Raw genomic sequence first — 24,004 nt, 5'->3', positions numbered from 1 at the left:
AACCCAACTGCTCAAAGGAATCCACCATGACCACATCTCTGGACAAAGTGCTCTACACCGCCGAAGCCCACGTCATCGGCGGCCGCGAAGGCTCCGGCAAGACCAGCGACGGCAACCTCGACGTCAAGCTCGTCTCGCCCGGCAGCAACAAGGCCGGCACCAACCCCGAGCAGCTGTTCGCGGTCGGCTATGCCGCCTGCTTCATCGGCGCCATGAAGGCCGTGGGCCCCAAGATCGGTGTGAAGGTGCCGGACGACGTGTCCATCGACTCCAGCGTCTCGCTCGGCCCGATCCGCGAAGGTGCCGCCTACGGCATCGCCGTCAAGCTGGCCGTGAGCCTGCCTGGCCTCGATGACGAACAGAAGAAGAAGCTGGTCGACACGGCCCACCAGGTGTGCCCGTACTCGAACGCCACCCGCGGCAACATCGACGTCGACCTGAGCATCGCCTGATCGCACCCAACGGCCGCCTGCCGTGCTAAAGCTTCTGGCGCAGATCGCGGTGCTGGTCATCGCGATCGAGCACGTCTACATCCTCGTGCTCGAAATGTTCCTGTGGAACAAGCCCGCCGGCCTGAAGGCATTCGGGCAGTCGCAGCAGATGGCCGACGCCACCAAGGTGCTGGCGGCCAACCAGGGCCTCTACAACGGCTTCCTGGCGGCCGGCCTCTTGTGGGGCCTGGCCACGGACAACCGGGAATTCATGCTGTTCTTCCTGGTGTGCGTGCTGGTGGCGGGCATCTACGGCGGACTCACGTCCGCTCGCAAGATCCTCTTCATCCAGGCACTGCCGGCCGCCGTCGCGTTGGCGCTGGTGCTCGCCGCCGGTTGACCTGCGCCCGTGCCGGCGTCACCTTCGTGACGCTGGTCGCGGCGCCGTCATCGCGCCGGCCGGTCTTCTGGGTTAACTTGCGCGCCGGACACTCCGGAGCGCAAGCATGGCCACCACCGACCTTCTCATCGCCCACGGCGAGCTCACGCAGACCCGACTTCGCACAAGAGACGACACGCCCTTGGCGCCCGGCCAGGTGCGCGTGCGCGTCGACCGACTCGCGCTCACCAGCAACAACGTCACCTATGCCGGCTTCGGCCAGGCCATGCACTACTGGGACTTCTATCCCAGCGGCGAAGACGGATGGGGCATCGTGCCCGTCTGGGGCTTTGGCGACGTGGTGCAGTCGCTGCATCCGGGCGTGGCGGTCGGCGAGCGCCTGTATGGCTTCTGGCCTTCTTCGACGCATGCGGTGCTCACGCCGGACCGGCTGTCGCCGCAGCGCTTTGCCGATGCGGCCCCTCATCGGTCGGGCCTGGCGGGGGTCTACAACCAGTACTTCCGCACCGCACTCGATCCGCTCTATCGGGCCGACGACGAAGACGTGCAGGCGTTGATGCGCCCGCTGTTCATCACCTCGTGGCTAATCGCCGATCACCTGGCGGACAACGACTTCTTCGGCGCGCGCGATGCCAATGGTCGCGCCACGGTGCTGCTGTCGAGCGCATCCAGCAAGACCGCCTACGGCACGGCGTGGGCCCTGTCGCGGCATCCGGGCGTCGAGGTGGTGGGCCTGACTTCGCCGGCCAACGAAGCCTTCTGCCGCGAGCTGGGCTGCTATCAGCGCATGCTGAGCTACGACTCGGTCGAACAACTCGCCGCGGACACACCCTGCGTGTTCGTGGACTTCGCCGGCAATGGACAGTTGCGGCGCACGGTCCACACGCACTTTGCCGGCCTGGCACACAGCCTGGCCATCGGCAGCACACATCTGAGCGAAGTTGCTCTGCCCGGAAGCGGCAAGCAGCTTCCCGGCCCGCGCATGGTCTTCTTCTTTGCACCCGACCAGATCAGGAAGCGCACGCAGGAATGGGGTGCGCAGGCATTCGGCGAGCGCATGGCCGATGCCTGGCGAGCATTCTCGGAGCGCGTGACCGATGCCGGATCGCCCTGGCTCAGGGTGGAACACACGCGGGGGATGGCGTCCATGCCGCAGGTGTGGACGAGCCTTGCCGCAGGCCGGCTCGATCCGCGCGTGGGGCACGTGATCGAGCTCTGAAGCGCGACGCACCGCCGCGCCGCCATGGCGCCGGCAACGCGTCGAAATCTGCGCCGAGGCGACAATGTCGGCATGACCTCTTCGCCGGTATCCGCGCACCCTTATGAATCGCTCACGCCCGACGTGGTGCTCGATGCCTTGGCGACGCTGGGCCTGTTCGGCGATGGCCGGCTGCAGGCGCTGAGCTCCTACGAGAATCGCGTCTACCAGATCCATCTCGAAGACCGCCAGATCGTGGTGGCCAAGTTCTACCGTCCGGGACGCTGGAGCCGCGATCAGATCCTGGAAGAGCACGCCTTCGCCCAAGAACTCGTCCAGGCCGAAGTGCCCGCCGTGGCGCCGCTGGAGCTGGGCGGTGCCACCTTGCATGCGCATGGCGGTTTCGACTTCTGCGTGAGCCCGTATCGCGGCGGACGCTCGCCGGAGCTGGACGACTTCGAGGTGCTCGAATGGATCGGGCGCTTCCTTGCCCGCATTCACGCCGTCGGCGCATCGAAGCCATTTGCGCACCGGCCGGCGCTCGACCTGCATGCCTTCGGCACCAGCACGCGCGACTGGCTGCTGCGCAACGACAAGATCCCGCTGGACGTGCAGCGCGAGTGGGAAGCCGCCTGCAACGAGGCCCTGCAGCTGATCGCCGCCACGGCGCTGGCTGGCGACGACGGCAAGGACGATGCCAGCGGCATGCGCCGCCTGCGCACCCATGGCGACTGCCATCCCGGCAACATCCTCTGGACGCCGACCGACCGCCCCGGCGGCGGCCCGCACTTCGTCGATCTGGACGACGCGCGCACCTGCTTTGCGGTTCAGGACTTGTGGATGCTGCTATCGGGCGACCGCGCCCAACGCACGGGGCAACTGTCCGGCCTGCTCGACGGCTACGAACAGTTCCGCGAATTCGACCGCCGCGAGCTCGCATTGATCGAGCCGTTGCGCACCCTGCGCCTGATCCACTACAGCGCCTGGCTCGCGCGCCGCTGGGAAGACCCGATCTTTCCGATCAACTTCCCCTGGTTCGGCAGCAGCGATTACTGGAAGGGCCAGATCCAGATGCTGCAGGACCAGTGCGAGGCGATGGCAGAAGAGCCGCTCTACGCCTGAACGGCCTGGATCCGGGCCGCGGTATGCGCAACATGCGCAGCATGCGACCTGCTAGGCTCGAGCGGCTATGGACAACAACCTTCGATTTGACGACGCCCCCGACCAACTCTTCGGCCTGCCGATGCCGATGGTTCAGGTCTTCGGGCTCAAGGGCGAGGCGATCGGCAACGATCGCGCCCAGGTGCGCATGCCGCGCAACGTCGCGCACAGCAACAGCCGCGGCGACGTTCACGGCGGCGCGCTGGCCGTGCTCATGGATTGCGCCCTGGCTTCGGCGGCACGCTCGCCTGCGCCCACGCAATTCGGCGTGATCACGGTCGACATGACCTTGCACTTCGTCGCACCCTGCGATGGCGACGTGATCGCCACCACCCATTGCGAGCGGCGCGGCCGATCGCTGTGCTTCGTGCGCGGCGAGGCGCGCAGCGAACAGGGCGAACTCCTCGCCCTGGCCACCGGCACCTTCAAGCTGGTCGAGCGCAAGAACGCCGCCGAATAGCGGCGGCCGCTTTCAGGCGAGCAGCGAATTGACGCGGCGCACGTAGGCCGCCGGGTCTTCGGGCATGCCGCCCTCGGCCAGCAAGGCCTGGTCGAACAGCACGTTGGCCAGGTCGTCGAAGTGCTCGCTGCCCTCGAGCTTCATGACCAGCGGATGCTGCGCATTCACCTCGAGCACCGGCTTGGTCTCGGGCACCGGCTGGCCGGCTTGCTTGAGCATGCGGGCCAGTTGCGTGCTCATGCCGCCGTCCTGGACGACCAGGCAGGCGGGTGAGTCGACCAGGCGCGTCGTCACGCGCACGTCGGCCGCCTTGTCCTTGAGCGCTTCCTTGAGCTTTTCGAGCAGCGGCTTGAAGGTTTCGGCGGCCTCTTCGGCGGCCTTCTTCTCTTCCTCGTCCTGCAGCTTGCCCAGGTCGACGGCGCCCTTGGCCACGCTTTGCAGCGGCGTGCCATCGAACTCGTGCAGGTGCGACAGCGCCCACTCGTCCACGCGGTCGGCCATCAGCAGCACCTCGATGCCCTTCTTGCGGAAGATCTCGAGCTGCGGGCTGCTCTTGGCCGCTGCCAGCGTGTCGGCGGTGATGTAGTAGATGGCCTCCTGGCCTTCCTTCATGCGCGCCTTGTAGTCGGCCAGGCTCACGTCCGCGACGTCGGAAGTGCTGCTCGCGAAGCGCAGCAGCTTGGCGATGCGATCGCGATTGGCGAAGTCCTCGCCCAGGCCTTCCTTGAGCACGGCGCCGAACTCGGCGTAGAACTTGCCGTACTTGGCCTTGGCCTCGTCGGTTTCGCCTTCCTTCTGCTGGCGCGCCAGGTCTTCGAGCATCGACAGGACACGCTTGGTGCTGCCTTCGCGGATGGCCTTCACGTCGCGGCTTTCCTGCAGCAGTTCGCGGCTGACATTGAGCGGCAGGTCGGCCGAGTCGATCACGCCCTTGACGAAGCGCAGGTAGCTCGGCAGCAGCGCCTCGGCATCGTCCATGATGAACACGCGCTTGACGTAGAGCTTGACGCCGCCCGAGCGCTCGCGGTTCCACAGGTCCATCGGCGCCTTGGCCGGCACGTACAGCAGCTGCGTGTATTCGGTGCTGCCTTCCACGCGGTTGTGGCTCCAGGCCAGCGGCGCCTCGAAGTCGTGGCCGATGGCCTTGTAGAACTCGATGTACTGCTCTTCGGTGATGTCCTTCTTGGGGCGCGTCCAAAGGGCGCTGGCCTTGTTGATCGGCTCCCACTCGCCGGTCTTGACCATGCCGCCGGGCTGATCGTTCTCGCCGTCTTTCCACTCTTCCTTTTCCATCAGGATGGGCAGCGAGATGTGGTCGGAATACTTGCCGATGACCGACTTGAGCTTCCAGCCGTTGAGGTACTCGGACGCGTCTTCGCGCAAGTGCAGGATGACGCTGGTGCCGCGTTCGGCCCGCTCGATGTCTTCCACGTCGAAGTCGCCGGCGCCGGTGCTGGTCCAGCGAACGCCCTGGTCGGCCGGCAGCCCCGCGCGGCGGGACTCGACCGTGATCTTGTCGGCCACGATGAAGCCGGAATAGAAGCCCACGCCAAACTGCCCGATGAGCTGCGCGTCCGCCTTCTGGTCGCCGGTCAGCCGGCTCATGAATTCGCGCGTGCCGCTCTTGGCGATGGTGCCCAGGTGGTCGATCGCCTCCTGGCGCGACATGCCGATCCCGGTGTCGCGGATGGTGAGCGTGCGCGCCTTCTCGTCGAAGCTGACGAACACCTTCAGCTCCGGCTGGTCTTCGTACAGGCCATCGTTGTTGATGGCCTCGAAGCGCAGCTTGTCGCAGGCGTCGGACGCGTTGGAAACCAGCTCGCGAAGGAAGATTTCCTTGTTCGAGTAGAGCGAGTGGGTGACGAGGTGCAGAAGTTGGGCGACTTCGGCCTGGAACGAATGCTTGCTGGTTGCGCTGGTCATGGCTGGTTGATCTTTATCCCTTGAAAACGGTCGGCTTTTTTGGCGCCAAGAAAGCTGCATCGGAAGCAGATGGCGGCCGAACCAAGGGGCCAGATGGTAGCGGGTGTGCGGTTTTCAACACTTCTGCAACCAGGGGACGCATTGACAACGTTTGCTAACAACAACAAACAACACGTCTCGAAATCCGGACGTGCCGTTTTTAACGTTTCGTATTCGTTTGCGTCAGAAGGTCCCCACAAATGACTAGGAAGATTCCTACACTTCAACCCGTGCACACACACTTTCGTTTCAATTTCTGACCTAACCGTTGCGAGTCAACAAATGAACAAGCTCTTCGTCGTTTCCGTCCTGGCTGGCCTGACCTCGTTTGCCGGTTTGGCCAACGCTGTTACCAAATCCGCTACTTTCGAAGTCAACCTGACGGTCGTGAAGACCTGCTCGGTCAGCGCCAGCGCCCTGAGCTTCGGTAGCGCCGACGCCGGCACGACGACCGACCTGACCGGCACCAGCACGATCAGCGTCAAGTGCTCCAAGGGCACCCCCTACACCGTCGCCCTGCAATCGACGAACAAGACCGGCGACATCAACGGCGCCGGCGTGCTGAAGGGCCAGACTTCCGGCAACAACGACACCGTGGCCTACCAGCTGACGCGTGGCAGCGGCAACGTTGGCGCGACCGTCTGGGGCACGGGCACGAACTCCTGGACGCCGTCCAACACCGCCGGCAATACCGAAACCGTGACGGTCTACGGCCGCGTCACCGGTGGCTCGCTGAACGTCCAGCCTGACACCTACAAGGACACGGTGACCGTTTCCGTCGAATATTGATCTGCGGCTTGTCCGCAAGCCCCAGCGGTTGCACCATCGCCCCATGTCGTTGAAAAAGCTCGCTTCTCTCGGCCTGGGGTGGTCGCTTGCTCTGCTGGCGCACGCCAGCGGCCTGCAGGTAGCACCCACTTCGCTCACCCTGCCGGCCACGCAGAACGCGGACGGCCTGTGGCTCAGCAACACCGGCGACGCCGTGGTGCACGCCCAGGTCCGCGTCTTCAAATGGACCCAGGACAAGGACGGCGACCAGCTCACGCCCTCGCGCGAAGTGCTGGTGAGCCCGCCCATGATCGAGCTGGCCGCCTCCGACCGCCAGCTAATCCGCGTGATCCGCACCGGTGCACCGCCTGCCGACGCCGAGGCCACGTACCGGGTCGTGATCGACGAACTGCCCGTGGCCGCCGGCCCGGACAAGGGCGTCCAGTTCGTCCTGCGCTATTCGGTGCCGGTGTTCATGGCACCGGCAGGCGCTGTGGCGCCGCAGCTCGACTGGAAGATGGTGCGAGAGGGCAGCCAGGCCGTGCTGGAAGTCGGCAACTCGGGCAGCATGCACGCCCAGCTGGCCGACCTGAAATTCACCAACGCCCAGGGCAAGAGCACCGATGTGCATCCCGGCTTGCTGGGCTACGTTTTGCCAGGTGCCAAGCGGCGCTGGCCGCTCAAGACCCCACCCAACACATTCGGCGGCGGAGGGGGCTCGATGGATGCCCTGATCAATGGCAGCGCAACGCAGCAGACACTCCCGCCGATCGAGCCCGCGCGCTGACCAAGCCCTCCCCCTGCTTCTGTTCGCTCTTGCCTCCCACCCGCTCGGGGCGGTGGCCGGAGCGGACTCCGCCCAGGGCAAGGTCTTGTTGGCCCAGGCGGTGACTCAGGCACCGGCCGCGCGAGGCACCGAGTTGTTCCTGGACGTCACGATCAACGGCAACCCCAAGGAGCTCGTCCAGTTCCTGCTGCGAGACCGCGAGCTGTGGGCGAGCGCAGCCACCCTGTCGGAGCTTGGCTTTGCGTTGCCCGCCGGCGCCAACGACCCGGTGCGCCTGAACAGCCTGCCCGGCGTCACGGCGGTCTACAACGCCCAGCGCCAGACGGCCGAGATCACCGCCAGCGCCGCGGCACTGCCGCAGGCCCGCACGGTGATCAACACCAACGACATTCCAGTGCCCGACGCCAATGCCTCGCCCGGCGTCGCACTCAACTACGACCTGTACGGCACACAGGGCGACCATGGCACGACCGGCCTGAATGCCTTTGCCGAAGTGCGGGCCTTCAGCGGCAAGTCTGTCCTGAGCAGCACGTTCCTGACGCAGGGCTCCAAGTCGGAGGACTTGGCGTGGCAACAGAATTCGGTGCGCCTGGACACCACCTGGAGCCGGTCGTTCCCCGACGAGATGGTGACGCTTCGCCTGGGCGACACCACCACCGGCGCGCTGGCCTGGTCGCGCTCCACCCTCATCGGCGGCGTCCAGCTGTCGCGCAACTTCGCCCTGCAGCCCTACCGGACGACGACGCCCATCCCCGCCTTCCTCGGATCGGCGGCACTGCCGTCGCAGGTGGAGGTGTACGTCAACGGCATGAAGCAGTACACCGGCCAGCTTCCATCGGGCCCGTTCCAGCTCAACACGGTGCCCGGCATCAGCGGCGCGGGCAATGCGCAGGTCGTCCTGACCGACGCGTTCGGGCGCGCCACCACGCTGGACTATTCGCTCTACGACGTTCAGCAGCGGATGCTGCAGGCCGGCCTGTCCGACTGGTCCGTCGACCTCGGCGCCGTGCGCCAGAACTACGGCTATCGCTCGTTCGACTACGGCAGCGACCCCGCCGGCAGCGGCACCTGGCGATACGGCTGGAGCAACAACCTGACGATCGAGACGCATGCCGAAAGCACGCGCGACCTCGTGGCCGGCGGCGCTGGCGCGGTCTACCTGCTGGGCCGGCAGTTCGGTGTCGTCACCGCGGCCGCTGCCCACAGCCGCAACGAGTCGCTCGAAGGGTCGCTCTTCAACCTCGGCTATTCGTGGCGCAGCAACGAGTTCAACCTTTCGCTCGAAGGCACGCGCACCGATGGCGACTACCGCGACGTGGCATCGCTCAACGGCGCGCCGGTGCCCGATCGTTCGGGGCGTGTCTCGGTGGGATGGGGCTCCGAGCTGCTGGGCAGCTTCGGCCTGAGCTACCTGTATCTGCGCTATCCGAGCGAACAGGCCTCGCGCTACGTCAGCGCCACCTGGTCGCGCTCGATCGGCGCGCGCAGCATGTTCAGCGTCAGCGTCAACCAGGACCTGGTGGACAGCCGCAACAGCAACGTCTACCTGGGCTTCACCCTGGCGCTGGACGGCAACATCTCCACCGGCGTGGGCGTGCAGCACGACCGCAACCGCACGATCTACACCGCCAACGCGCAGCAGCCAGCGCCCTACGAAGGCGGCGTCGGCTGGCGTGCGGCGGGCCAGTATGGCGACTCGTCGCTCAACGGCGGATCGGCGGAAGTCGAATACCTGGGCCGCTACGGTCGCGCCGTCGCAGGCGCCACGTCATTGGGCGAGACGCGCTATGCATACGCGGGCGCCACGGGTTCGCTCATCTTCATGGCTGGCAGGCCGTTCGCCGCGCGTCGCGTGGACGACGGCTTCGCGGTGGTGTCGACCCAGGGTGTTCCGGACGTGCCCGTGAAGCTCGAGAACCGACTGGTCGGCGTGACCGACAAGAACGGCATGCTGCTCGTGACGCCGCTGAACGCCTACCAGAACAACCAGCTGGCCATCGACCCGATGCAACTGCCGGCCGATGTGCGCATCGAGCGCGTCAAGACCGTCGCAGCGCCCACCGACCGCGCCGGCACACTGGTGGAATTCGGCATCCAACCCATCCGTGCCGCCACACTGATCCTGGTGGACGAACAGGGACAATTTCTGCCGGTCGGCTCGCAGGTGCGCGCCAACGGCCAGGCCTCGTCGCTGGTGGGTTTCGATGGGCAGACCTATCTCGATTCGCTGGAAGAGAAGAACACGCTGCTCGTGCAGACGCCGAAGGGGCGCTGCACCACCCGGTTCGACTACGTGAAAAATGGCCAGGCGCTGCCGCAGTTCGGCCCGCTGCGCTGCATCAAGGAGAGTGCGCGATGAATGCTCGATCAAGCCGTTGGTGGCGCCACTGTCTGGCGCTGGCGATGCTGGCTGCCCTCTTTGTGCTGCCGGCGCGCGAGGCCGCTGCCGCGCCCTACTGCACCGCCACCATGAGCACGCTCAGCTTCGGCAGTGTGGACCTGGTGAACGGCGGCACGCTGTCGGCCACCGCCACGCTCAACTACACCTGCACCAACGACCAGAACGGCTCACGCTCGGCATTCGTGTGCTTCAACATCGGCGACGGCTCGGCCTCGATCGCCTCCGGGGGCGGACACTGGACGCCGCGCATCCTGCGCAATGCCGCAGGCAACGAGATGAACGTGCAGCTCTACCAGGGCAGCACCCAGACCATCTGGGGTTCGCGCACACAGGTCATTCCCGATCCGTACGACGCGCGGGTCATCAACATCGCGCGCAACTCGTCGCTATCGGGCAGCTACACCATGCGCGGAGAAATCCAGGCCGGCCAGGCCGGCCTGACGCCTGGCACCTACACCAGCGATTTCAACGCCAACCACACGGCCCTGCGCTACACCTTCGCCACCAACGCCAATCAGCTGCCGAGCGATTGCAATTCGGCCACCACGGACGGCGGAATCTTTCCCTTCAGCGTGAACGCCACGGTGGTCAAGAGCTGCCTGGTGTCGGCCGACCCGATGAACTTCGGCTCCGTGGATGGCATCGCCTCCAGCGCGAACATCGACGCCGTGACCACCATCCGCGTTCTGTGCTCGCGCCCGACCGCCTACAACGTGACGCTGATTCCTTCGAGCAATGCAACCGATGGCTCGTCCGCGATGAAAGGCACGACGTCGGGCAACGCCGACACGGTGCCCTACCGCCTGTACAGCAATGCGGCCCGTACCGCGCAGTGGGGAAGCCTGTCGTCCAACGATGTCGAGGGAACCGGCAACGGCGCGACGCAATCCCTGACCGTCTACGGTCGCGTGCCCGGCCTGCCCAACGTCCGACCGGACAACTACAAGGACACCGTGACGGTCAACGTCGTGTATTGAGCGACCACGGAGCCTGTGAGGGGTCGCGTCAATGCGGCCACGTCAATGCGGCCACGTCAATGCGGCCAATTGAGCCGAAATTGCTTCGCTGATCCACGCAATGGCGCCTGGGCGTCGCGGGCATCATGGGCGGCACCATGTCGTCCAGATGCGCTGCCCCTGTCGAGCCACCCGTTGCCTGCGCCCGGGCCCAAGCGCCGGGCGCGCAGCCGCCTTGCCACGACTCCGTCCCAACCCTCGCAACCACGGATGGCCGCGGCGGCGAAGAGAGCGGCAAAATGGCGGACATGCCGCCAGACAGCGCCCGCCTTGGCCGCCAGTGCATGCACGCAGCCTTGACTGCGAGCCTGCTCCTGCCGCTGGCAGGCGCTGCCCAGGCGCCGACCCCTCATTCGCGCAGCGGGTCATCGTCGTTCCCGGTGACGCTGATCGTCCGCCCCACGTTCCGGATTCTCGAGTCGCGCGCGGTGCCCGGCGGCCATGAATACCGCGTCTGGACCAACCTCAAGAACGCCCGCCTCAACGGGCGGGACTATCGGTTCGACCGCGTGGGCGAGACGACGCTCGTCGTGCCCGGCGGCCCCATCGAATCGCCGGTGAAGCCCGGCTTTTGAACGGGCCGGATGACGAACTCAGCGCTGGTAGACGGCCGTCAGCTTGGCTTCTGCGATCTTCGCGAAATGGATGTTGAAGCCCACGTAGGCGGCGGTGGCATCTGCAGGCACGTCGAGCTTGTCGGTCTTGAGCGCATACAGCGTGAAGATGTAGCGATGGGGGCCGTGTCCCGGCGGCGGGGCCGCGCCGCCGTAGCCGGCCGTGCCGAAATCTGTGCGTCCCTGCTTGGCTCCGCCCGGAAGGGCTGCGCCGTCGCCGTTGCCCGCGCCTTGCGGCAGGCTGGTCGCGGTGGCCGGGATGTCGTAGACCACCCAGTGCCACCAACCCGACCCCGTGGGCGCATCCGGGTCGTACATGGTGAGCGCGAAGCTCTTCGTGCCTTCCGGTGCGCCTTCCCAGACCAGTTCGGGCGAGATGTTGTCGCCACCAGCGCCCATGGCCTGGTGAACGAATTGCAGCGGCAGCGTGTCCTGTTCGCCGAAGCTCGGGCTGCGCAAGGTGAATGCCATAAGGGTGCTCTCCTGCAAAAGCAATCATTCTGACCCAATGCCAGCGCCCATGCCCGCTAACATCGAAACCCGAAGCCGCGGCATTGGCGCCGGCGGCAAGCCCCATGAATCTTGTCTGACATGAACCCCCTGTACGACAACGACTATGCGCCCGACGCCTTCGAGGTGCGCGTCTCCGACCTGCTGGTGGCCACCCCCGACCAGAGCGACGACCTGATCAGCAACGCCGTGCCCGAAGTGCTGCGCCAGTTGCGCGAGCACCTGCGCATGGACGTGGTGTTCGTATCGGAATTCGTCGATGGCCGCAGGGTCTTCCGGCGCGTCGACACCGCGCCTGGCGCGCGCGTGATCGAGGTGGGCGAATCGGCAGCCCTGGAGCACAGCTTCTGCCAGCGCGTGGTGGATGGGCGGCTGCCGCAGCTCGTGCACGACGTTGCGGCCCTGCCCGATGCGGCCGAACTGCCGGCCACGCCTTTTCCCATCGGCGCGCACTTGAGTACGCCCGTGGTGCTCAACGACGGACGGGTCTACGGCACCCTGTGCTGCTTCAGCTTCGCACCCAACTCCGAACTGAAGGAGCGCGACCTGAACAAGCTGCGCATGTCCGCACGCCTGACCGCCAAGCGCATCGACGAACAGCGCGCACGCGAGGCGGAACAGGCGATGGCCAACTGGTCCATCGAGCAGACGCCGCCGCAACGGCGCCACTGAGCCGCCCGCGGCACGAGGTGCCGAAAGACGTCATCGACTCGCGTGCCGCGGATGGTCATCCATCTGGATTGCAGCGCGCTCTTCGGGGGTCAGCGGCTCCACAGCGGCAGCCAGGCGCCGCAGCACGAAGGCGTCGGCCTCCGAGGCATCCGCCTTGCGGCTTGCCAGGCGTTGTCGCAGTGTGGCCTCCGGCGCCTCGCAAGCCAGGATCTCGAAGCCGACGCCGCGTCGGCGGGCCAACTCGCGGGCCGCATCGCGCTCGCTGCGTCGAAGGAAGGCGGCGTCGATCACGGCGCTGAATCCCGCATCGAGCACCTGACCGGCCAGTTCGAACAGGCGCGCGTAGGTCTTCTCGGTGGCGGGCCCTGAATAGATATCCACGCCGCGGGCACGCGAGCTTTCGAGTGCGCCCATCCCGAACAGGCGCTTGCGCTCCACGTCCGATCTGACGCGAATGGCGCCCTGCTGCTCGATCAGCGCTTGGGACTGGAACGTCTTGCCGGAGCCCGGAAGCCCATGCGTGATGACGAGCCTGGGCACCGCAGGCCGCGACCAGTCGAGCGCCGCTGCTGCGTAGGCCGCTGCCGGGCCGGCGCCTTCCGTGCGCAACCGCTCGACCTGCGCACGCACCAGCGCGCGGTAGACGAGCGCATAGCGCAACACGCCCGCTGACGCATGTTCGCCAGTGGCGTCGAGCCAGGCGTTCAGGAAGCGCCAGCACAGGTCAGGCCGGCCGCGCGCCGCGAAATCCATGGCCGGGAACGCGGCGTCCTCCGCGACGTCGATCCACCGCAGGGCCGGATCGAATTCCACCGCGTCGAAAGCCGCCGGCCGGCCATCGAGCATCAGCACGTTGGCCAGATGCAGATCGCCATGGCATTCGCGGACATGCCCGCCGCGTCGGCGCTCGCGCCACGCTGGCAGGAGCATGCGGGCACCTTCGTCCAACCATTGCCTCAGGTGCTGCGCCTGAGCTTCCGAGAAAAGCGGCCCAGCCCCTTCGAGCGCGGCCAAGGCGCGCCGATGCGTGGGTGCGCGTTGGCCGCCTCCACCGCGCTGCAGGCGGGGAGAACGTGAATGCACGGCCGCCAGCATGGCCGCGAAGGCATCGACGTCGGTCGCCGTCAGCGTGTCGGCGGCCATCCGCTCGCTGAACAGGGCGCCGTCTGGAAACCGCCGCATGCTGACCGCGTGGTCCAGCACCGGCCCCGGGCCGTCGATCTCCGGTGCAGCAGCGCTGCCGGTGATGCGCACCACGCCCAGGTACAGCGAAGGCGCCATGGCCTGGTTCACCCGCACCTCCTCCTTGCAAAAGCGCTCGCGCAGCTCCGGCGTGGAATAGTCCAGGAACGCAGTACGCAGCGGCTTCTTGAGCTTGTAGACGCGATCGGCGCACACGATCACCCACGAGATGTGGGTCTCGATGACGCGCGCGCCGAAGCGTCGCGCCAAGGCGTCCACCAGTGCTTTGCCCTCGTGCATTCGATTGCCCATGCCTTGCCTTCTGTCGGGCTTGTTGCCGGCGCCTTGGCGCCATCGCCCGATGGCCGATTTAAGCATTCGCCATGGGTCGCTTCTTGATATGGCGCAATGCCTTGGCAAGCCACGGCGGAACAATGGGTCGCATCATGCAGATCCAGTTCCTGGGTGCATCGGGCACCGTCACCGGCTCGCGCTACCTGCTGACCCACCGGGGCCGCCGGCTGCTGGTGGACTGCGGGCTCTTCCAGGGCGTGAAGGAGCTTCGCCTTCGCAATTGGCAGCCCTTGCCAGTGGAACCAGAAGACATCCACGCCGTGCTGCTCACACACGCGCACCTGGACCACAGCGGCTTCGTGCCGCGACTGATCGCCAGCGGCTTCAAGGGCCCGGTGTTCTGCACCAGCGGAACACGAGCGCTGTGCGAGCTCTTGCTGCCCGACTCCGGCCACCTGCTGGAAGAAGAAGCTGCGTTCGCCAATCGCCACGGCTTCAGCAAGCACCAGCCCGCCCTGCCCCTCTATACGGAAAAGGACGCGCGGGCAGCGCTGGTGCGAATGGAACCGCTCGGCTTCGACGACCCCTTCAGCCCCTGGCCCGGGTGGAACATCCGACTCACGCGCGCCGGGCACATCATCGGCGCGGCCAGCGCACGGATCGAATGGGAAAAGGGCAGCATCCTGTTCTCCGGCGACGTGGGTCGCAGCGACGATGTGCTGATGCGCCCGCCAGCGCCTTGCGCGCCGGCCGACTACGTGGTCGTCGAATCGACGTACGGCGACCGAAGCCATCCACCGATCGACCCGCTCGACGAACTCGCCCAGGTCGTCAGCCGCACGGCCGCTCGCGGGGGCGTCCTCGTCGTCCCTTCTTTTGCGGTGGGGCGGGCGCAGTCGCTGCTGCATTGCCTTCAGCTTCTGAAGTCGTCGGGCCGAATCCCGGACGTGCGGGTCTACCTGAACAGCCCCATGGCGGCGGACACGACGGCCATTTACGGCCAGCATCTGGACGAGCATCGCCTGAGCGCGCACGACTGCACCGCCCTGCGCAAGGGCGCCACCATCGTCAACACGGTGGAAGAGTCCAAACGCCTCAATGCGCTGCACATGCCCTCGATCATCATTTCCGCCAGCGGCATGGCCACTGGCGGCCGGGTGCTGCATCACCTGAAGGCCTACGCACCGGGCGAGCGCAACACCATCCTCTTCACCGGATTCCAGGCCGCCGGCACGCGCGGCGCGGCCCTGGTCGCGGGCGCGAAGAAGATCAAGATCCACGGCGACTACGTTCCGGTGCGCGCGGAGGTGTGCCAACTGAGCAGCCTTTCGGCCCATGCGGACCGCGAGCAACTGCTGAGCTGGCTGGCGCCTCAAAAGAGCGCAAGGAAAATTTTCGTGACGCACGGCGAACCCGTGGCTTCGGACGCGCTGCGCCTTGCGATCGAGGAGCGCGACGGCTTGCCGGTCACGGTGCCGACCTACCGCGACATCTTTGTCCTGTGAAGCGAGATGGCCATGAAGTTTTCCATCCTGATTGCGTCGGTGGTGCTGCTGGTGGCGGCGGCGGCATGGCTGGCCTTCGGCCTGGTCATCGCCCTGCTGACGCGCGATTGACCACCGTGCCGCTCGTCGAAGCGAAGCGCTCTGGCGGGCCGGGCAGGCTGGCCTTCGCTTTGCTCGCTGTCGCCGCGGGGCTCGCCTGTGCCACGACGCCGACGCCCGCGGCGGCGGCCTGCCGGGCCAACCTGGCTTTGCCTTGGGCCGACGCCGTCGCCGCCCGCCAGGCCAGCGTCGTCGAGATCCGCACGCTGCGCCTGGGTCGCACGCTGGGCGAAAGCGATTTCGAGCCGGAGATCCAACCAGACGCCGACTTCAGCGATCGCCTGTCCTGGCCCATTCCCGCCGCGATGGCATTGAGCGAACAACGCGACCTGGCTTCCGGCGTCATCGTCGGCAGCGACGGACTGATCTTGTCCAGCGCGCACGTGGTGGCCGGCGTCGACGAGATCCGCGTGCACCTGGCCGACGGCCGCCATTTCGCGGGCCGGCTCGTCGGCAGCGATGCGCCGACAGACACGGCCATCCTGAAGATCGATGCGCGCGGCCTGCCCGTGGCGACCATCGGCGACTCGTCGCAACTGCGCACCGGCGACGAGGTGGCCGCGATCGGCTCGCCTTTCGGCTTCAGCGGCAGCCTGTCGAGCGGCGTGGTCAGCGCCATCGACCGCTTCATCCCGGGCGCCGGCGAGGCGCCCTTCATCCAGACCGACGTGGCCATCAACCCCGGCAGTTCGGGCAGCCCCTTGTTCAACCGCTGCGGCGAGGTCGTGGCCATCAACTCGCTCATCTACTCGGGCAATGGCGCCTACATGGGCATCGCCTTTGCCGTGCCGATCAACGTGGCGATGCGCGCCTTCGCGCAGCTGCGCCGCGATGGGTTGGTGCATCGCGCGCGGCTCGGCGCGCAGTTGCAGGCGCTCACCCCGGCACTGGCCGCTTCGTTCGGACTCGATCGCGCCAACGGCGTGCTGGTGGCCGGCGTCGAGCCCGACTCGCCTGCCGCCCGTGCCGGCATCGCCATCGGCGATGTGCTTGTGTCGCTGGACGATCAGGCGGTGAACGGCCTGCCCCAACTCCTGCGCCAGATCTCCGGCTATCGCGCCGGCGACGTGAGCCGATTGACGCTCTGGCGCCGGGGCGAGCAAAAGAGCGCGCGCTTGACCTGGGCGGAAGAGCCCGACCCGTCGCGCCGCTTCGCTGCCTCCCCAGCCGTGGCCGACGAATGGTTCGATGGCCTGGGCCTGCGGCTGGCGGAGCCCAGCCCCGCCGCGCAGCGCCAGTTGCGCACCGACGGTGGCCTGCTGGTGCGCGAGACCAGCGGCGCGGCGCGCACCGAAGGGCTTCGCCCTGGCGATGTGGTGATGGCGGTGAACGACGAGCGCGTGACGCGCGTGGAACAGTACCGGCAGGCGGTCGAACGGCTCCCAGTTGACCGGCCCGCCGCGCTGCTGATCCTGCGGGACCAGCGTCTGATCTACGTGCCGGTCGCCCGTGCGCGCGCCGCCACGGCGCGCTGAGGACCGCCCGCGCAGCGCATCGCTCGGTGGATCAGTGCGCCATCAGCACCGGCACCGTCATCGATTGAAGGATCCTGCGCGTGGCGCCGCCGAGCACCAGTTCGCGGATGCGCGAATGCCCGTAGCCGCCCATGACCAGCAGGTCGGCGCCCAGGTCCGCCAGCCGCGACAGCAGTGCGTCGCCCACGCCGATGTCGGTCACTTCGCGATGCGCGCTGGCATGCACGTCGTGCCGGCGCAGGTAGTTCAGCAACTGGGGCGTCATCAGGCGGTCTTCATCGTCCGCGCCGGCAGCGCCAAGGCTGAGCACGGTGACCTTGTTGGCCAGCCGGAGTGCGGGCAGGGCCGCGCGGATCGCTACCGAGGCTTCGCGCGTGCCGTCCCAGGCCAGCACGGCGCTGCGCGGCACGTCGTCGAACCGGCCCGCATAGGGAACGACCAGGATCGGGCAGCCCGCCTCCATCAGCACCCGTTGCGTGATGTCGCCGGCGCCCGAGGCGTTGTCCGGATCCTCCGGGTCGTGCTGGCCGAGGACGATCAGGTCGGCGGCGCGGCCATGCTCAGTCAGCGCCTCGGTGGTCATCGCATCGACCACTCGAACCTCGCTGGGGACGCCGTCGCCGATCCGTTCGCGGAACTCGCGGCTGATGCGCTCGGCCCGCCGGCGCAGAAAGTCCGCCGATTCGACGATGAAGTCAGCACCTCGCCCGACGTCGCCACCGGGAATCACGCCGTCGTACAGGCCGGTGGGCACCAGCCCGACGAGCAATCCGCCGTGCGCCTTCGCCAAGCGCGCCGCCAATTCGGCATTGGCGCCGCAGCGCCGGGATGCGTCGAGATGCACAAGGATGGTCTTGTAGGTCATGTGAAGCTCCGGCCATGGATGGTGAACGTGCCGACATCCTGCTTCCTGCGGCGCGCGCGAGGCTTGATGCGGATCAAGGCGCGGTGGGCTTGATCCAACGCAAGGCACTGCGGCACAGCCGCTCCTAGATTGCAGGCTGCACCCTCGCCGCGAGACGGGCGCGTGCCACCTGCCTTCCTCAAGGAGATTCGAGATGAAATCCGATTCGACACTCAAGTCCGAGGTGCTGGCCGAATTGAGCTGGGACCCGATCGTCAAGGACGCCCCGGTCGGCGTCATCGTGAAGGACGGCGTGGTGACGCTCACCGGCCACCTGAGCAGCCATGCGCAACTGAGCGCGCTGGAGCATGCGGTGCGCCGCGTGCACGGCGTCCGGGCCCTGGCCGTGGAAGCCGATGTCCGCCTTCCCACCGAGCACGAACGCAACGACACCGACATCGCCCTGGCGGCGGAACGCGCGCTCGAATGGAACGTGCTGATTCCGCACGAGAAGATCAGCGTGCGCGTCGAGAAAGCGTGCGTCACGCTGGGCGGGCAGGTGGAGTGGCAATACCAGCGCCGGGCCTCCGAGGAAGCCGTCCGGCACCTGTTCGGCGTGCGCAAGGTGGTCAACCAGATCGTGGTCCTGCCCAAGTTCACGCCCGTCGACGTTCGCAACAAGATCGAGGAGGCGCTGAGGCGCCAGGCGCAGCGCGAAGCCCATCACATCGAGGTGTTGGTCGACGGCGCCGAGGTGACGCTGCGCGGCCAGGTTCATTCCTGGGCCGAACGGCGCGCGGCCGAAGGCGCCGCATGGTCGGCGCCAGGCGTGAAGCAGGTCGTCAACAACCTCCTGGTGGGGCTGAACTGAGCGCTGGCGAACGCGCTACGCGAACTCGGGCTTGACGCGCACGACGGGCAACTGCGCGGCCATGAAGTCCAACGCGTAGCGCAACGCGCCTTCGCTGCGCGCATGCAGCGTCAACAGCGGCTGCCTCACTTCGACCCGCTCGCCGAGTTGCACATGAAGTCGCGCGCCGGCAGACAGGTCGCGCGGCGCGCCGGCGAGCTTGGCCACGCGAGCGACAAGGCGCAGGTCGATGCCGTCCACCACGCCTGCGGCGGGCGCGGTCACCACATGCGAGCGCGTGGCGACCGGCGGAATCCTCAGCCCGCCCTGCGCCTCGCAGATGGCGATGAACTTGGACAACGCCCGACCTTCGTCCAGCGTCCTGCGTGCGAGTTCGCGACCAGCGCCAGACACCGCCTTGCCCACCATCTCGAGGATCAAGCCGGCGAGCATCAACGCACGTTCGCGAAGATCGCTGGGCGCGTCGGCCGCGCGCTCCAGCACGGCCATCACGTCCATCGCCTCCAGGGCCGGGCCGATGCCGCGTCCGACCGGCCGGGTGCCGTCCGTCAGGACGGTCTGCACCTGCAAGCCGAGCGCCGTGCCAGTTGCCACCAACCCTCTGGAAAGAGCTTGCGCCGCGGCGACGCTTCGCACTTTGGCCGAAGGCCCGACAGGCAGGTCGATCAGCACCTGACGGGCGCCGGCGGCCGCCTTCTTCGAAAGAATGGAGGCGATCAGCAGGCCGTCGCTGTCGAGGTTCAAGGGGCGCTCGACGCGGATCAGCACGTCGTCCGCCGGGCTGATGCGCGTGTTGCCGCCCCAGACGATGCAGCCGCCTTCCTGCGCCACCACCCTCCTCATTGCCGGCACGTCCAGATCGACGGGCGCCAGCGTTTCCATGGCGTCGGCCGTGCCCGCCGCCGAGGTGATGGCCCGCGACGACGTCTTGGGAATGGCAATGCCGCAAGCAGCGACGATGGGCACGACGAGCAGTGTGGTCCGGTTGCCCGGAATGCCGCCGATGCAATGCTTGTCGGCCATCGGCTCGATGTTCCAGACGATGCGTTCGCCCACATCGACCATCGCGCGTGTCAGGGCCACCGTCTCCTGATCGTCCAGGCCCTGGCCCGCGCACAGCGTGACCAGCGAAGCCAGGTGGATGTCCGGCACCCGGCCATGGGTCACGTCCTCCATCACGCTGCGCAGGGCCTCGTAGGTGAAAGGCTGGCCATGAACCTTGGCGCGAAGGTGCGCCATGGATTCCAGCACCGGCGGATGGCGCACCTGCACCCTGTCGCCTTCCGCCGCGCCCAGCATCGTCCAGGCGACATCCGAGAACGCGATCTCGTCGGCCCCCAGCCAATCGCCGTTGACGTGATTGAGGATGGCCAGCACATGGCGGTGCCCGGCAATGACTTCCACCTGGGCCTGGGCTTCGAAGCCCTCAGCCCGGCAGACCCGGCAGTCGGCGCGCACATAGACCACCGGCTGCTGGTAGGTGTCGATGCCGGCTCGCCGCGCGGCAAGTCCATGGGCATTCATGGCGGAAATGGGCAACGGATCCATGGTGCCGACATGTTCCTCGCCTTTGGGCGATGTGTATCGGCGATTCATCGACATTGTTGATTCATCGCAAACACCGCATGCCACACGACGCCTACATTGGCAACACGGGGTCGCCACATCGAGCTTGCCCCGGCGGTTGGAAGTTTTGATTCCCATTGTTTCGACAGGAGCAAACCATGAATCCACTGACTCGCATCGACCGACTGGATTCGATGTTTCCCGAGCTGCTGCGCCGCTGGGCGCGGCCCATGCAGATGTTCGAAGACGTCGCGCTGCCCACCGACATCCGCATCGACGTCACCGAGAACGACAAGGAATTCCTGGTCACGGCCGACCTGCCCGGCGCCAGGAAGGACGACGTGCGCGTCGCCATCGACGGCAGCTACGTCTCGATCTCCGCCGAGGTGAAGAAGGACGACGAGAAGAAGGAAGGCCGCTCGGTGGTCAGGGAGACCTACCGCGGCAGCCTCTCGCGAGGCTTCTCGCTGGCCTGCGAGATCGATGAAAAGGGCGCCGTTGCCAAGATGGAAGACGGCGTTCTCAGGCTCACGCTGCCCAAGCGGCAGGGCGAAAGCGGCAGCAAGCTGCTGAACATCCAGTAGCGCCACGACTGGCCGCACGTCGGCGAAGGAGCACTGCGATGAGCAACATCCTGGTCGTCAGCTACTCGTGGACAGGCACCTGCACCCAGGTTGGCCGGCGTCTGTGTGCCCAACGGCCAGGCTGGCAGCACGCCGAGATCGCGCTCGAGAAGCCGCGCAGCGGCCGCGCAGGCTACTGGCGCTGCGTGCTCGACTCGCTTCTGCGCCGCAGGCCCGCCATCGTCTACCACGGCCCGTTTCCCACGCAGTTCGATGCGGTGGTGCTGGTCTCGCCCATCTGGGCATTCAGCCTGGCCAGCCCCATGCGCAGCTTCGTGCGCACCCGCCGGGACCACCTGCCCGATGTGGCGGTGGTCTCGGTCATGGGGGGCGCGGGTGCCAGCAATGCCGAGCGGGAGGTGGAGCGGCTGTTGGGGCGGACCTGCGTGCGCGCCGCCGCCTTCACCATGCAGGATGTTCAGGAAGGCAAGGCGAACGCACGGATCGACCAGTTCGCCGATGCGCTGCAGGCGCTGGAAGATGGCCGCCAGCGCTCGGCGCCGCACATATCGCCACAGGCGGCATAGGCCGCCGTCACAACCCGAGGTATTCCGATGAAGCATCTCAGCGGCGCCGACCGCATCTCCATCAGCCAGCAACTCGAATCCATGCGCCTTCATGCCTTGGCGGAGCTGAACGACGCGGCGCAGGTTGCCGCCAACCCGCCTGACAGCACGCAGGAAGTGCACACCAATGCCGACGACGCGGAGGCAGAGCGCGAAGACGAGGTGCGCCTGGCCGAGAGGGCGGTCGATCGCCAGCGGCTCGACGACATCGAGCGGGCGCAGCAGCGCCTGTCCGAAGGCCGCTATGGCATCTGCGTCGACTGTGGCCAGGACATTCCGGCGGCCCGCCTGTTTGCGCAGCCGATCGCCATTCGATGCGCCAGCTGCCAGGCTCGGCACGAAGAGCTGCCGCACAGACGCTGAAAGGCCCGGCACCCGCGTTCAGGCGCACCACTCGGCCCACTGGTGGCCGATGTCCATCCAAAGCGCATCGAGCGCCAGCAGAACGAGCATGGCGCCGGCCGCGCGCGCGAACCAGCGTTCGTGGCCCGGCGCCATCCGCGCCCGCAGACGCTGGTAGAGCCAGCCGGACGACGCCAGCGCCAGCGCGCCGGGCACCCCGAAAGCCAGCATCACCATGCCGCCCTGCGCCGGCCCGTTGCCCAGGCTGGCGAGCGCCAGGGCCGAATAGAGCAGTCCGCAAGGCATGAGCACCCAGGCGCCGCCGGCCACCAGGGCGTTGCGCACTGGCGCTTGTTGCGCTTGCAGCCGGCGCATCAAGCTGTGGCCGATGCCGTGCGCCCAGGCAGGTTGCCGCGCCTTCACCAGCAGTATCAGGCCCCAGGCCAGCACCGTGGCATGCAGCAGCACCATGAGCGGTTGCAACGCCGACACGCGTTGGCCGGCCAGGTCGAGCGCCTGCATGACGCCAGCGACCGCCGCGCCCGCGGCTGCATAGGAAGCCAGGCGCCCCGCATGGAAAAGCAGCGCGGTATGCGACGCGGCGCCGGCATGCACAGCACCCGCAGCACCCGCTTGCGAGGGCGCCCTGACCAGCCGGATGACCCCCGCCGCAGGCGCGCCGCACATCGCCACGCAATGCGGCCCGCCGGCCAGGCCCATCAAGAGGGCGGCGCCCACGAGGCCGGCCTGCTCCAGCATCACACCAACTGCGAGTAGCGTCCGCGCCGGTGGTCGGCCTGCAGGTAGCGGTCGAACACCATCGCGATCGCGCGGACGAAGAACCAGCCGGCCTCGGTGACCTCCAGCTCATGGTCGCGCAGCTTGACCAGCCCCTGGGCCACCAGCGGACCGAGGGCGGCCAGTTCGGGTGCGAACCGGTCGACGAAGTTCACCAGGTGCGCCTGGCCGATGGCTTCGAAGTCCACCTTGCCCTGGCACATGATCGCCATGATCACGGCGCGGCGCAGCAGGTCGTCGCGCGTCAGCGCCAGGCCGCGCTCGATCGGCAGGCGCCCCTGATCCAGGTGGTCGTAGTAGTCATCGAGCACCTTGGCGTTCTGGCTGTAGGTCGCGCCCACATGGCCGATGGCCGATACGCCCAGACCGATCACGTCGCAGTCCGGCTGCGTGCTGTAGCCCTGGAAGTTGCGGTGCAGCAGCCCTTGCCGCTTGGCCACGGCCAGCGCGTCGTCCGGCAGGGCGAAGTGATCCATGCCGATGTAGACGTAGCCCTCGGCACCCAGGCGGTCGATGGCGTGCGCCAGCATCTGCGCACGCGCTTGCGGGGTTGGCAACTCCTCGGTCGAGATGCGCCGCTGCGCCTTGAAGCGCTCGGGCAGATGGGCATAGGCATAGAGGGCGATGCGATCGGGCCGCAAGCGGCAAACCTCATCCAGCGTGCGGTCGAAGCTCATCAGCGTCTGGCATGGCAGGCCGTGGATCAGGTCCATGTTGATGGACGCGAAGCCCAGTGCGCGCGCTTCGGTCATCAACTTCTCGACCATTGCGACCGGCTGGGCGCGGTGGATGGCCTGCTGCACGCGGGCGTCGAAATCCTGCACGCCCAGGCTGAGCCGGTTGAAGCCGAGCCATGCCAGATGGCGCAGCCGGTCGCCATCCACCGTCCGCGGATCGACTTCGATCGAGCGCTCGGCTTCGGGAAGGAAGACGAAGGCCTCTTGCAGCAGCGCCATGAGCCGATCGAGTTGCGCATCGTCCAGGAAGGTTGGCGAGCCGCCGCCCAGATGCAGCTGGCTGACCGCCTGCTGGCGGCCCAGGTGCGCCGTCTGCAGCTCGATTTCCTTGGCCAGGTGGTCGAGATAGCGATCCGCGCGTTCGTGATGGCGCGTCACGACCTTGTTGCAGGCGCAGTAGTAGCACAGCGATTCGCAGAACGGGATGTGCACATAGACCGACAGCGCGCTGGCACCTTGCGCCCCGATGGTGCGACGCTGGCGAAGCGCGTGGATGTAGTCGGTGTCGTCGAAGGCTTCCACGAAGCGATCGGCCGTCGGATATGACGTATAGCGCGGCCCGCCGCCGCCAAGACGCTTGACGAGCGCCGGGGCGACCGGGGCAGTCGGGGGCCGCACGGGCGCCGACAAAGCGCCCTGCGAGGGCGCCTGACTGTGGGTCTGGACTTGCATGCGGCTCAATGTGCCAAGCGCCGGCCGCGGCGTATTGATGTAGATCAACC

General features: G+C 67.3%; 24 protein-coding genes. 17 read left to right on the top strand and 7 right to left on the bottom strand.

Annotation, left to right across the window (positions count from 1 at the left end):
* Nucleotides 1-26 precede the first annotated feature (26 nt).
* The 5 genes from QTH91_RS11415 (at nucleotide 27) to QTH91_RS11395 (ending at nucleotide 3,650) form a co-directional block, all read left to right on the top strand.
* Complete coding sequence (locus tag QTH91_RS11415; RefSeq protein WP_286660194.1) at nucleotides 27-452, top strand: organic hydroperoxide resistance protein; 426 nt, start codon at nucleotides 27-29, stop codon at nucleotides 450-452.
* Nucleotides 453-474: 22 nt separating this feature from the next.
* Nucleotides 475-831 carry a DUF1304 domain-containing protein gene (locus QTH91_RS11410; protein ID WP_286660193.1) on the top strand — a complete coding sequence of 119 codons (357 nt, stop codon included), beginning with the start codon at nucleotides 475-477 and terminating at the stop codon, nucleotides 829-831.
* Nucleotides 832-937: 106 nt separating this feature from the next.
* Nucleotides 938-2,050, top strand: coding sequence for a DUF2855 family protein (locus tag QTH91_RS11405; RefSeq protein WP_286660192.1), 1,113 nt, complete (start codon nucleotides 938-940; stop codon nucleotides 2,048-2,050).
* 72 nt (nucleotides 2,051-2,122) lie between these two features.
* Nucleotides 2,123-3,151 carry a serine/threonine protein kinase gene (locus QTH91_RS11400; RefSeq protein WP_286660191.1) on the top strand — a complete coding sequence of 343 codons (1,029 nt, stop codon included), beginning with the start codon at nucleotides 2,123-2,125 and terminating at the stop codon, nucleotides 3,149-3,151.
* Between the two features lie 67 nt (nucleotides 3,152-3,218).
* Entirely contained in the window at nucleotides 3,219-3,650 is a 432-nt protein-coding gene (locus tag QTH91_RS11395) for a PaaI family thioesterase (protein ID WP_286660190.1), read from the top strand.
* A 12-nt stretch (nucleotides 3,651-3,662) separates the two neighbouring features.
* Here the strand turns inward: QTH91_RS11395 and htpG are convergent, their stop codons facing one another.
* Nucleotides 3,663-5,573, bottom strand: coding sequence for a molecular chaperone HtpG (gene htpG, locus QTH91_RS11390; RefSeq protein WP_286660189.1), 1,911 nt, complete (start codon nucleotides 5,571-5,573; stop codon nucleotides 3,663-3,665).
* Nucleotides 5,574-5,894: 321 nt separating this feature from the next.
* On the opposite strand from htpG, the gene QTH91_RS11385 reads away from it, so the two are divergent.
* The 5 genes from QTH91_RS11385 to QTH91_RS11365 all read left to right on the top strand — a co-directional run bounded on the left by QTH91_RS11385 (nucleotide 5,895) and on the right by QTH91_RS11365 (nucleotide 11,159).
* On the top strand, nucleotides 5,895-6,401 hold the full coding sequence (locus tag QTH91_RS11385; protein WP_286660188.1) for a Csu type fimbrial protein: 507 nt from the start codon (nucleotides 5,895-5,897) through the stop codon (nucleotides 6,399-6,401).
* 43 nt (nucleotides 6,402-6,444) lie between these two features.
* Nucleotides 6,445-7,167, top strand: a complete 723-nt coding sequence (locus QTH91_RS11380; protein WP_286660187.1) for a fimbrial biogenesis chaperone — start codon at nucleotides 6,445-6,447, stop codon at nucleotides 7,165-7,167.
* A gap of 52 nt (nucleotides 7,168-7,219) precedes the next feature.
* On the top strand, nucleotides 7,220-9,526 hold the full coding sequence (locus tag QTH91_RS11375) for a fimbria/pilus outer membrane usher protein (RefSeq protein ID WP_286660186.1): 2,307 nt from the start codon (nucleotides 7,220-7,222) through the stop codon (nucleotides 9,524-9,526).
* The gene (locus tag QTH91_RS11370) at nucleotides 9,523-10,545 is read left to right on the top strand and encodes a Csu type fimbrial protein (RefSeq protein ID WP_286660185.1); all 1,023 of its coding nucleotides are present in this window, start codon (nucleotides 9,523-9,525) and stop codon (nucleotides 10,543-10,545) included. Before QTH91_RS11375 ends, QTH91_RS11370 begins: the two co-directional genes overlap by 4 nt.
* 335 nt (nucleotides 10,546-10,880) lie before the next feature.
* A complete protein-coding gene (locus tag QTH91_RS11365; protein WP_286660184.1) occupies nucleotides 10,881-11,159 on the top strand; it encodes a hypothetical protein in 279 nt (92 codons plus the stop codon).
* Nucleotides 11,160-11,177: 18 nt separating this feature from the next.
* On the opposite strand, the gene QTH91_RS11360 is transcribed toward QTH91_RS11365, so the two are convergent.
* Nucleotides 11,178-11,669 carry a YbhB/YbcL family Raf kinase inhibitor-like protein gene (locus tag QTH91_RS11360; RefSeq protein WP_286660183.1) on the bottom strand — a complete coding sequence of 164 codons (492 nt, stop codon included), beginning with the start codon at nucleotides 11,667-11,669 and terminating at the stop codon, nucleotides 11,178-11,180.
* Between the two features lie 120 nt (nucleotides 11,670-11,789).
* Here QTH91_RS11360 and QTH91_RS11355 point away from each other — a divergent pair, with 120 nt between their 5' ends.
* Nucleotides 11,790-12,380, top strand: a complete 591-nt coding sequence (locus tag QTH91_RS11355) for a GAF domain-containing protein (RefSeq protein ID WP_286660182.1) — start codon at nucleotides 11,790-11,792, stop codon at nucleotides 12,378-12,380.
* 30 nt (nucleotides 12,381-12,410) lie between these two features.
* Here the strand turns inward: QTH91_RS11355 and QTH91_RS11350 are convergent, their stop codons facing one another.
* Complete coding sequence (locus QTH91_RS11350; protein WP_286660181.1) at nucleotides 12,411-13,874, bottom strand: bifunctional aminoglycoside phosphotransferase/ATP-binding protein; 1,464 nt, start codon at nucleotides 13,872-13,874, stop codon at nucleotides 12,411-12,413.
* A gap of 134 nt (nucleotides 13,875-14,008) precedes the next feature.
* Here QTH91_RS11350 and QTH91_RS11345 point away from each other — a divergent pair, with 134 nt between their 5' ends.
* Together QTH91_RS11345 and QTH91_RS11340 are read left to right on the top strand one after the other, a co-directional pair.
* On the top strand, nucleotides 14,009-15,361 hold the full coding sequence (locus QTH91_RS11345) for an MBL fold metallo-hydrolase RNA specificity domain-containing protein (RefSeq protein ID WP_286660643.1): 1,353 nt from the start codon (nucleotides 14,009-14,011) through the stop codon (nucleotides 15,359-15,361).
* A 116-nt stretch (nucleotides 15,362-15,477) separates the two neighbouring features.
* A complete protein-coding gene (locus tag QTH91_RS11340; protein ID WP_286660180.1) occupies nucleotides 15,478-16,935 on the top strand; it encodes a trypsin-like peptidase domain-containing protein in 1,458 nt (485 codons plus the stop codon).
* A 31-nt stretch (nucleotides 16,936-16,966) separates the two neighbouring features.
* Here the strand turns inward: QTH91_RS11340 and QTH91_RS11335 are convergent, their stop codons facing one another.
* Nucleotides 16,967-17,800, bottom strand: a complete 834-nt coding sequence (locus QTH91_RS11335; protein WP_286660179.1) for a universal stress protein — start codon at nucleotides 17,798-17,800, stop codon at nucleotides 16,967-16,969.
* A gap of 193 nt (nucleotides 17,801-17,993) precedes the next feature.
* Between QTH91_RS11335 and QTH91_RS11330 the strand changes: the two genes are divergently transcribed.
* Nucleotides 17,994-18,650: a BON domain-containing protein gene (locus QTH91_RS11330; RefSeq protein ID WP_286660178.1), complete on the top strand. Its 657-nt coding sequence runs from the start codon at nucleotides 17,994-17,996 to the stop codon at nucleotides 18,648-18,650.
* 15 nt (nucleotides 18,651-18,665) lie between these two features.
* On the opposite strand, the gene QTH91_RS11325 is transcribed toward QTH91_RS11330, so the two are convergent.
* Nucleotides 18,666-20,198, bottom strand: a complete 1,533-nt coding sequence (locus QTH91_RS11325) for a thymidine phosphorylase family protein (RefSeq protein WP_390367960.1) — start codon at nucleotides 20,196-20,198, stop codon at nucleotides 18,666-18,668.
* A 176-nt stretch (nucleotides 20,199-20,374) separates the two neighbouring features.
* Between QTH91_RS11325 and QTH91_RS11320 the strand changes: the two genes are divergently transcribed.
* From QTH91_RS11320 to QTH91_RS11310, 3 genes are read left to right on the top strand one after another with little or no spacing between them, the layout of a single operon-like run.
* Nucleotides 20,375-20,800 carry an Hsp20/alpha crystallin family protein gene (locus tag QTH91_RS11320; protein WP_286660177.1) on the top strand — a complete coding sequence of 142 codons (426 nt, stop codon included), beginning with the start codon at nucleotides 20,375-20,377 and terminating at the stop codon, nucleotides 20,798-20,800.
* Nucleotides 20,801-20,838: 38 nt separating this feature from the next.
* Nucleotides 20,839-21,366 carry an NADPH-dependent FMN reductase family protein gene (locus QTH91_RS11315; protein ID WP_286660176.1) on the top strand — a complete coding sequence of 176 codons (528 nt, stop codon included), beginning with the start codon at nucleotides 20,839-20,841 and terminating at the stop codon, nucleotides 21,364-21,366.
* A gap of 27 nt (nucleotides 21,367-21,393) precedes the next feature.
* Nucleotides 21,394-21,768: a TraR/DksA family transcriptional regulator gene (locus tag QTH91_RS11310; RefSeq protein ID WP_286660175.1), complete on the top strand. Its 375-nt coding sequence runs from the start codon at nucleotides 21,394-21,396 to the stop codon at nucleotides 21,766-21,768.
* Nucleotides 21,769-21,786: 18 nt separating this feature from the next.
* Here QTH91_RS11310 and QTH91_RS11305 read toward each other — a convergent pair whose 3' ends face one another.
* Both QTH91_RS11305 and hemN read right to left on the bottom strand, forming a co-directional pair.
* Nucleotides 21,787-22,506, bottom strand: a complete 720-nt coding sequence (locus tag QTH91_RS11305; protein ID WP_286660174.1) for a sulfite exporter TauE/SafE family protein — start codon at nucleotides 22,504-22,506, stop codon at nucleotides 21,787-21,789.
* Entirely contained in the window at nucleotides 22,506-23,954 is a 1,449-nt protein-coding gene (gene hemN / locus QTH91_RS11300; RefSeq protein ID WP_286660173.1) for an oxygen-independent coproporphyrinogen III oxidase, read from the bottom strand. Before hemN ends, QTH91_RS11305 begins: the two co-directional genes overlap by 1 nt.
* Nucleotides 23,955-24,004 lie beyond the last annotated feature (50 nt).

The organism is Variovorax dokdonensis (assembly GCF_030316895.1).
Taxonomy (GTDB): domain Bacteria; phylum Pseudomonadota; class Gammaproteobacteria; order Burkholderiales; family Burkholderiaceae_C; genus Variovorax; species Variovorax dokdonensis.
This window is presented reverse-complemented; position numbering and strand designations above follow the sequence as displayed.

Coding starts and splice junctions, on each gene's coding strand:
- htpG (WP_286660189.1), bottom strand. CDS start 5,573: ATGACCAGCGCAACCAGCAAGCATTCGTTCCAGGCCGAAGTCGCCCAA.
- QTH91_RS11330 (WP_286660178.1), top strand. CDS start 17,994: ATGAAATCCGATTCGACACTCAAGTCCGAGGTGCTGGCCGAATTGAGC.
- hemN (WP_286660173.1), bottom strand. CDS start 23,954: ATGCAAGTCCAGACCCACAGTCAGGCGCCCTCGCAGGGCGCTTTGTCG.
- QTH91_RS11395 (WP_286660190.1), top strand. CDS start 3,219: ATGGACAACAACCTTCGATTTGACGACGCCCCCGACCAACTCTTCGGC.
- QTH91_RS11305 (WP_286660174.1), bottom strand. CDS start 22,506: ATGCTGGAGCAGGCCGGCCTCGTGGGCGCCGCCCTCTTGATGGGCCTG.
- QTH91_RS11310 (WP_286660175.1), top strand. CDS start 21,394: ATGAAGCATCTCAGCGGCGCCGACCGCATCTCCATCAGCCAGCAACTC.
- QTH91_RS11400 (WP_286660191.1), top strand. CDS start 2,123: ATGACCTCTTCGCCGGTATCCGCGCACCCTTATGAATCGCTCACGCCC.
- QTH91_RS11325 (WP_390367960.1), bottom strand. CDS start 20,198: ATGGATCCGTTGCCCATTTCCGCCATGAATGCCCATGGACTTGCCGCG.
- QTH91_RS11355 (WP_286660182.1), top strand. CDS start 11,790: ATGAACCCCCTGTACGACAACGACTATGCGCCCGACGCCTTCGAGGTG.
- QTH91_RS11345 (WP_286660643.1), top strand. CDS start 14,009: ATGCAGATCCAGTTCCTGGGTGCATCGGGCACCGTCACCGGCTCGCGC.
- QTH91_RS11380 (WP_286660187.1), top strand. CDS start 6,445: ATGTCGTTGAAAAAGCTCGCTTCTCTCGGCCTGGGGTGGTCGCTTGCT.
- QTH91_RS11405 (WP_286660192.1), top strand. CDS start 938: ATGGCCACCACCGACCTTCTCATCGCCCACGGCGAGCTCACGCAGACC.
- QTH91_RS11360 (WP_286660183.1), bottom strand. CDS start 11,669: ATGGCATTCACCTTGCGCAGCCCGAGCTTCGGCGAACAGGACACGCTG.
- QTH91_RS11335 (WP_286660179.1), bottom strand. CDS start 17,800: ATGACCTACAAGACCATCCTTGTGCATCTCGACGCATCCCGGCGCTGC.
- QTH91_RS11370 (WP_286660185.1), top strand. CDS start 9,523: ATGAATGCTCGATCAAGCCGTTGGTGGCGCCACTGTCTGGCGCTGGCG.
- QTH91_RS11385 (WP_286660188.1), top strand. CDS start 5,895: ATGAACAAGCTCTTCGTCGTTTCCGTCCTGGCTGGCCTGACCTCGTTT.
- QTH91_RS11350 (WP_286660181.1), bottom strand. CDS start 13,874: ATGGGCAATCGAATGCACGAGGGCAAAGCACTGGTGGACGCCTTGGCG.
- QTH91_RS11315 (WP_286660176.1), top strand. CDS start 20,839: ATGAGCAACATCCTGGTCGTCAGCTACTCGTGGACAGGCACCTGCACC.
- QTH91_RS11320 (WP_286660177.1), top strand. CDS start 20,375: ATGAATCCACTGACTCGCATCGACCGACTGGATTCGATGTTTCCCGAG.
- QTH91_RS11415 (WP_286660194.1), top strand. CDS start 27: ATGACCACATCTCTGGACAAAGTGCTCTACACCGCCGAAGCCCACGTC.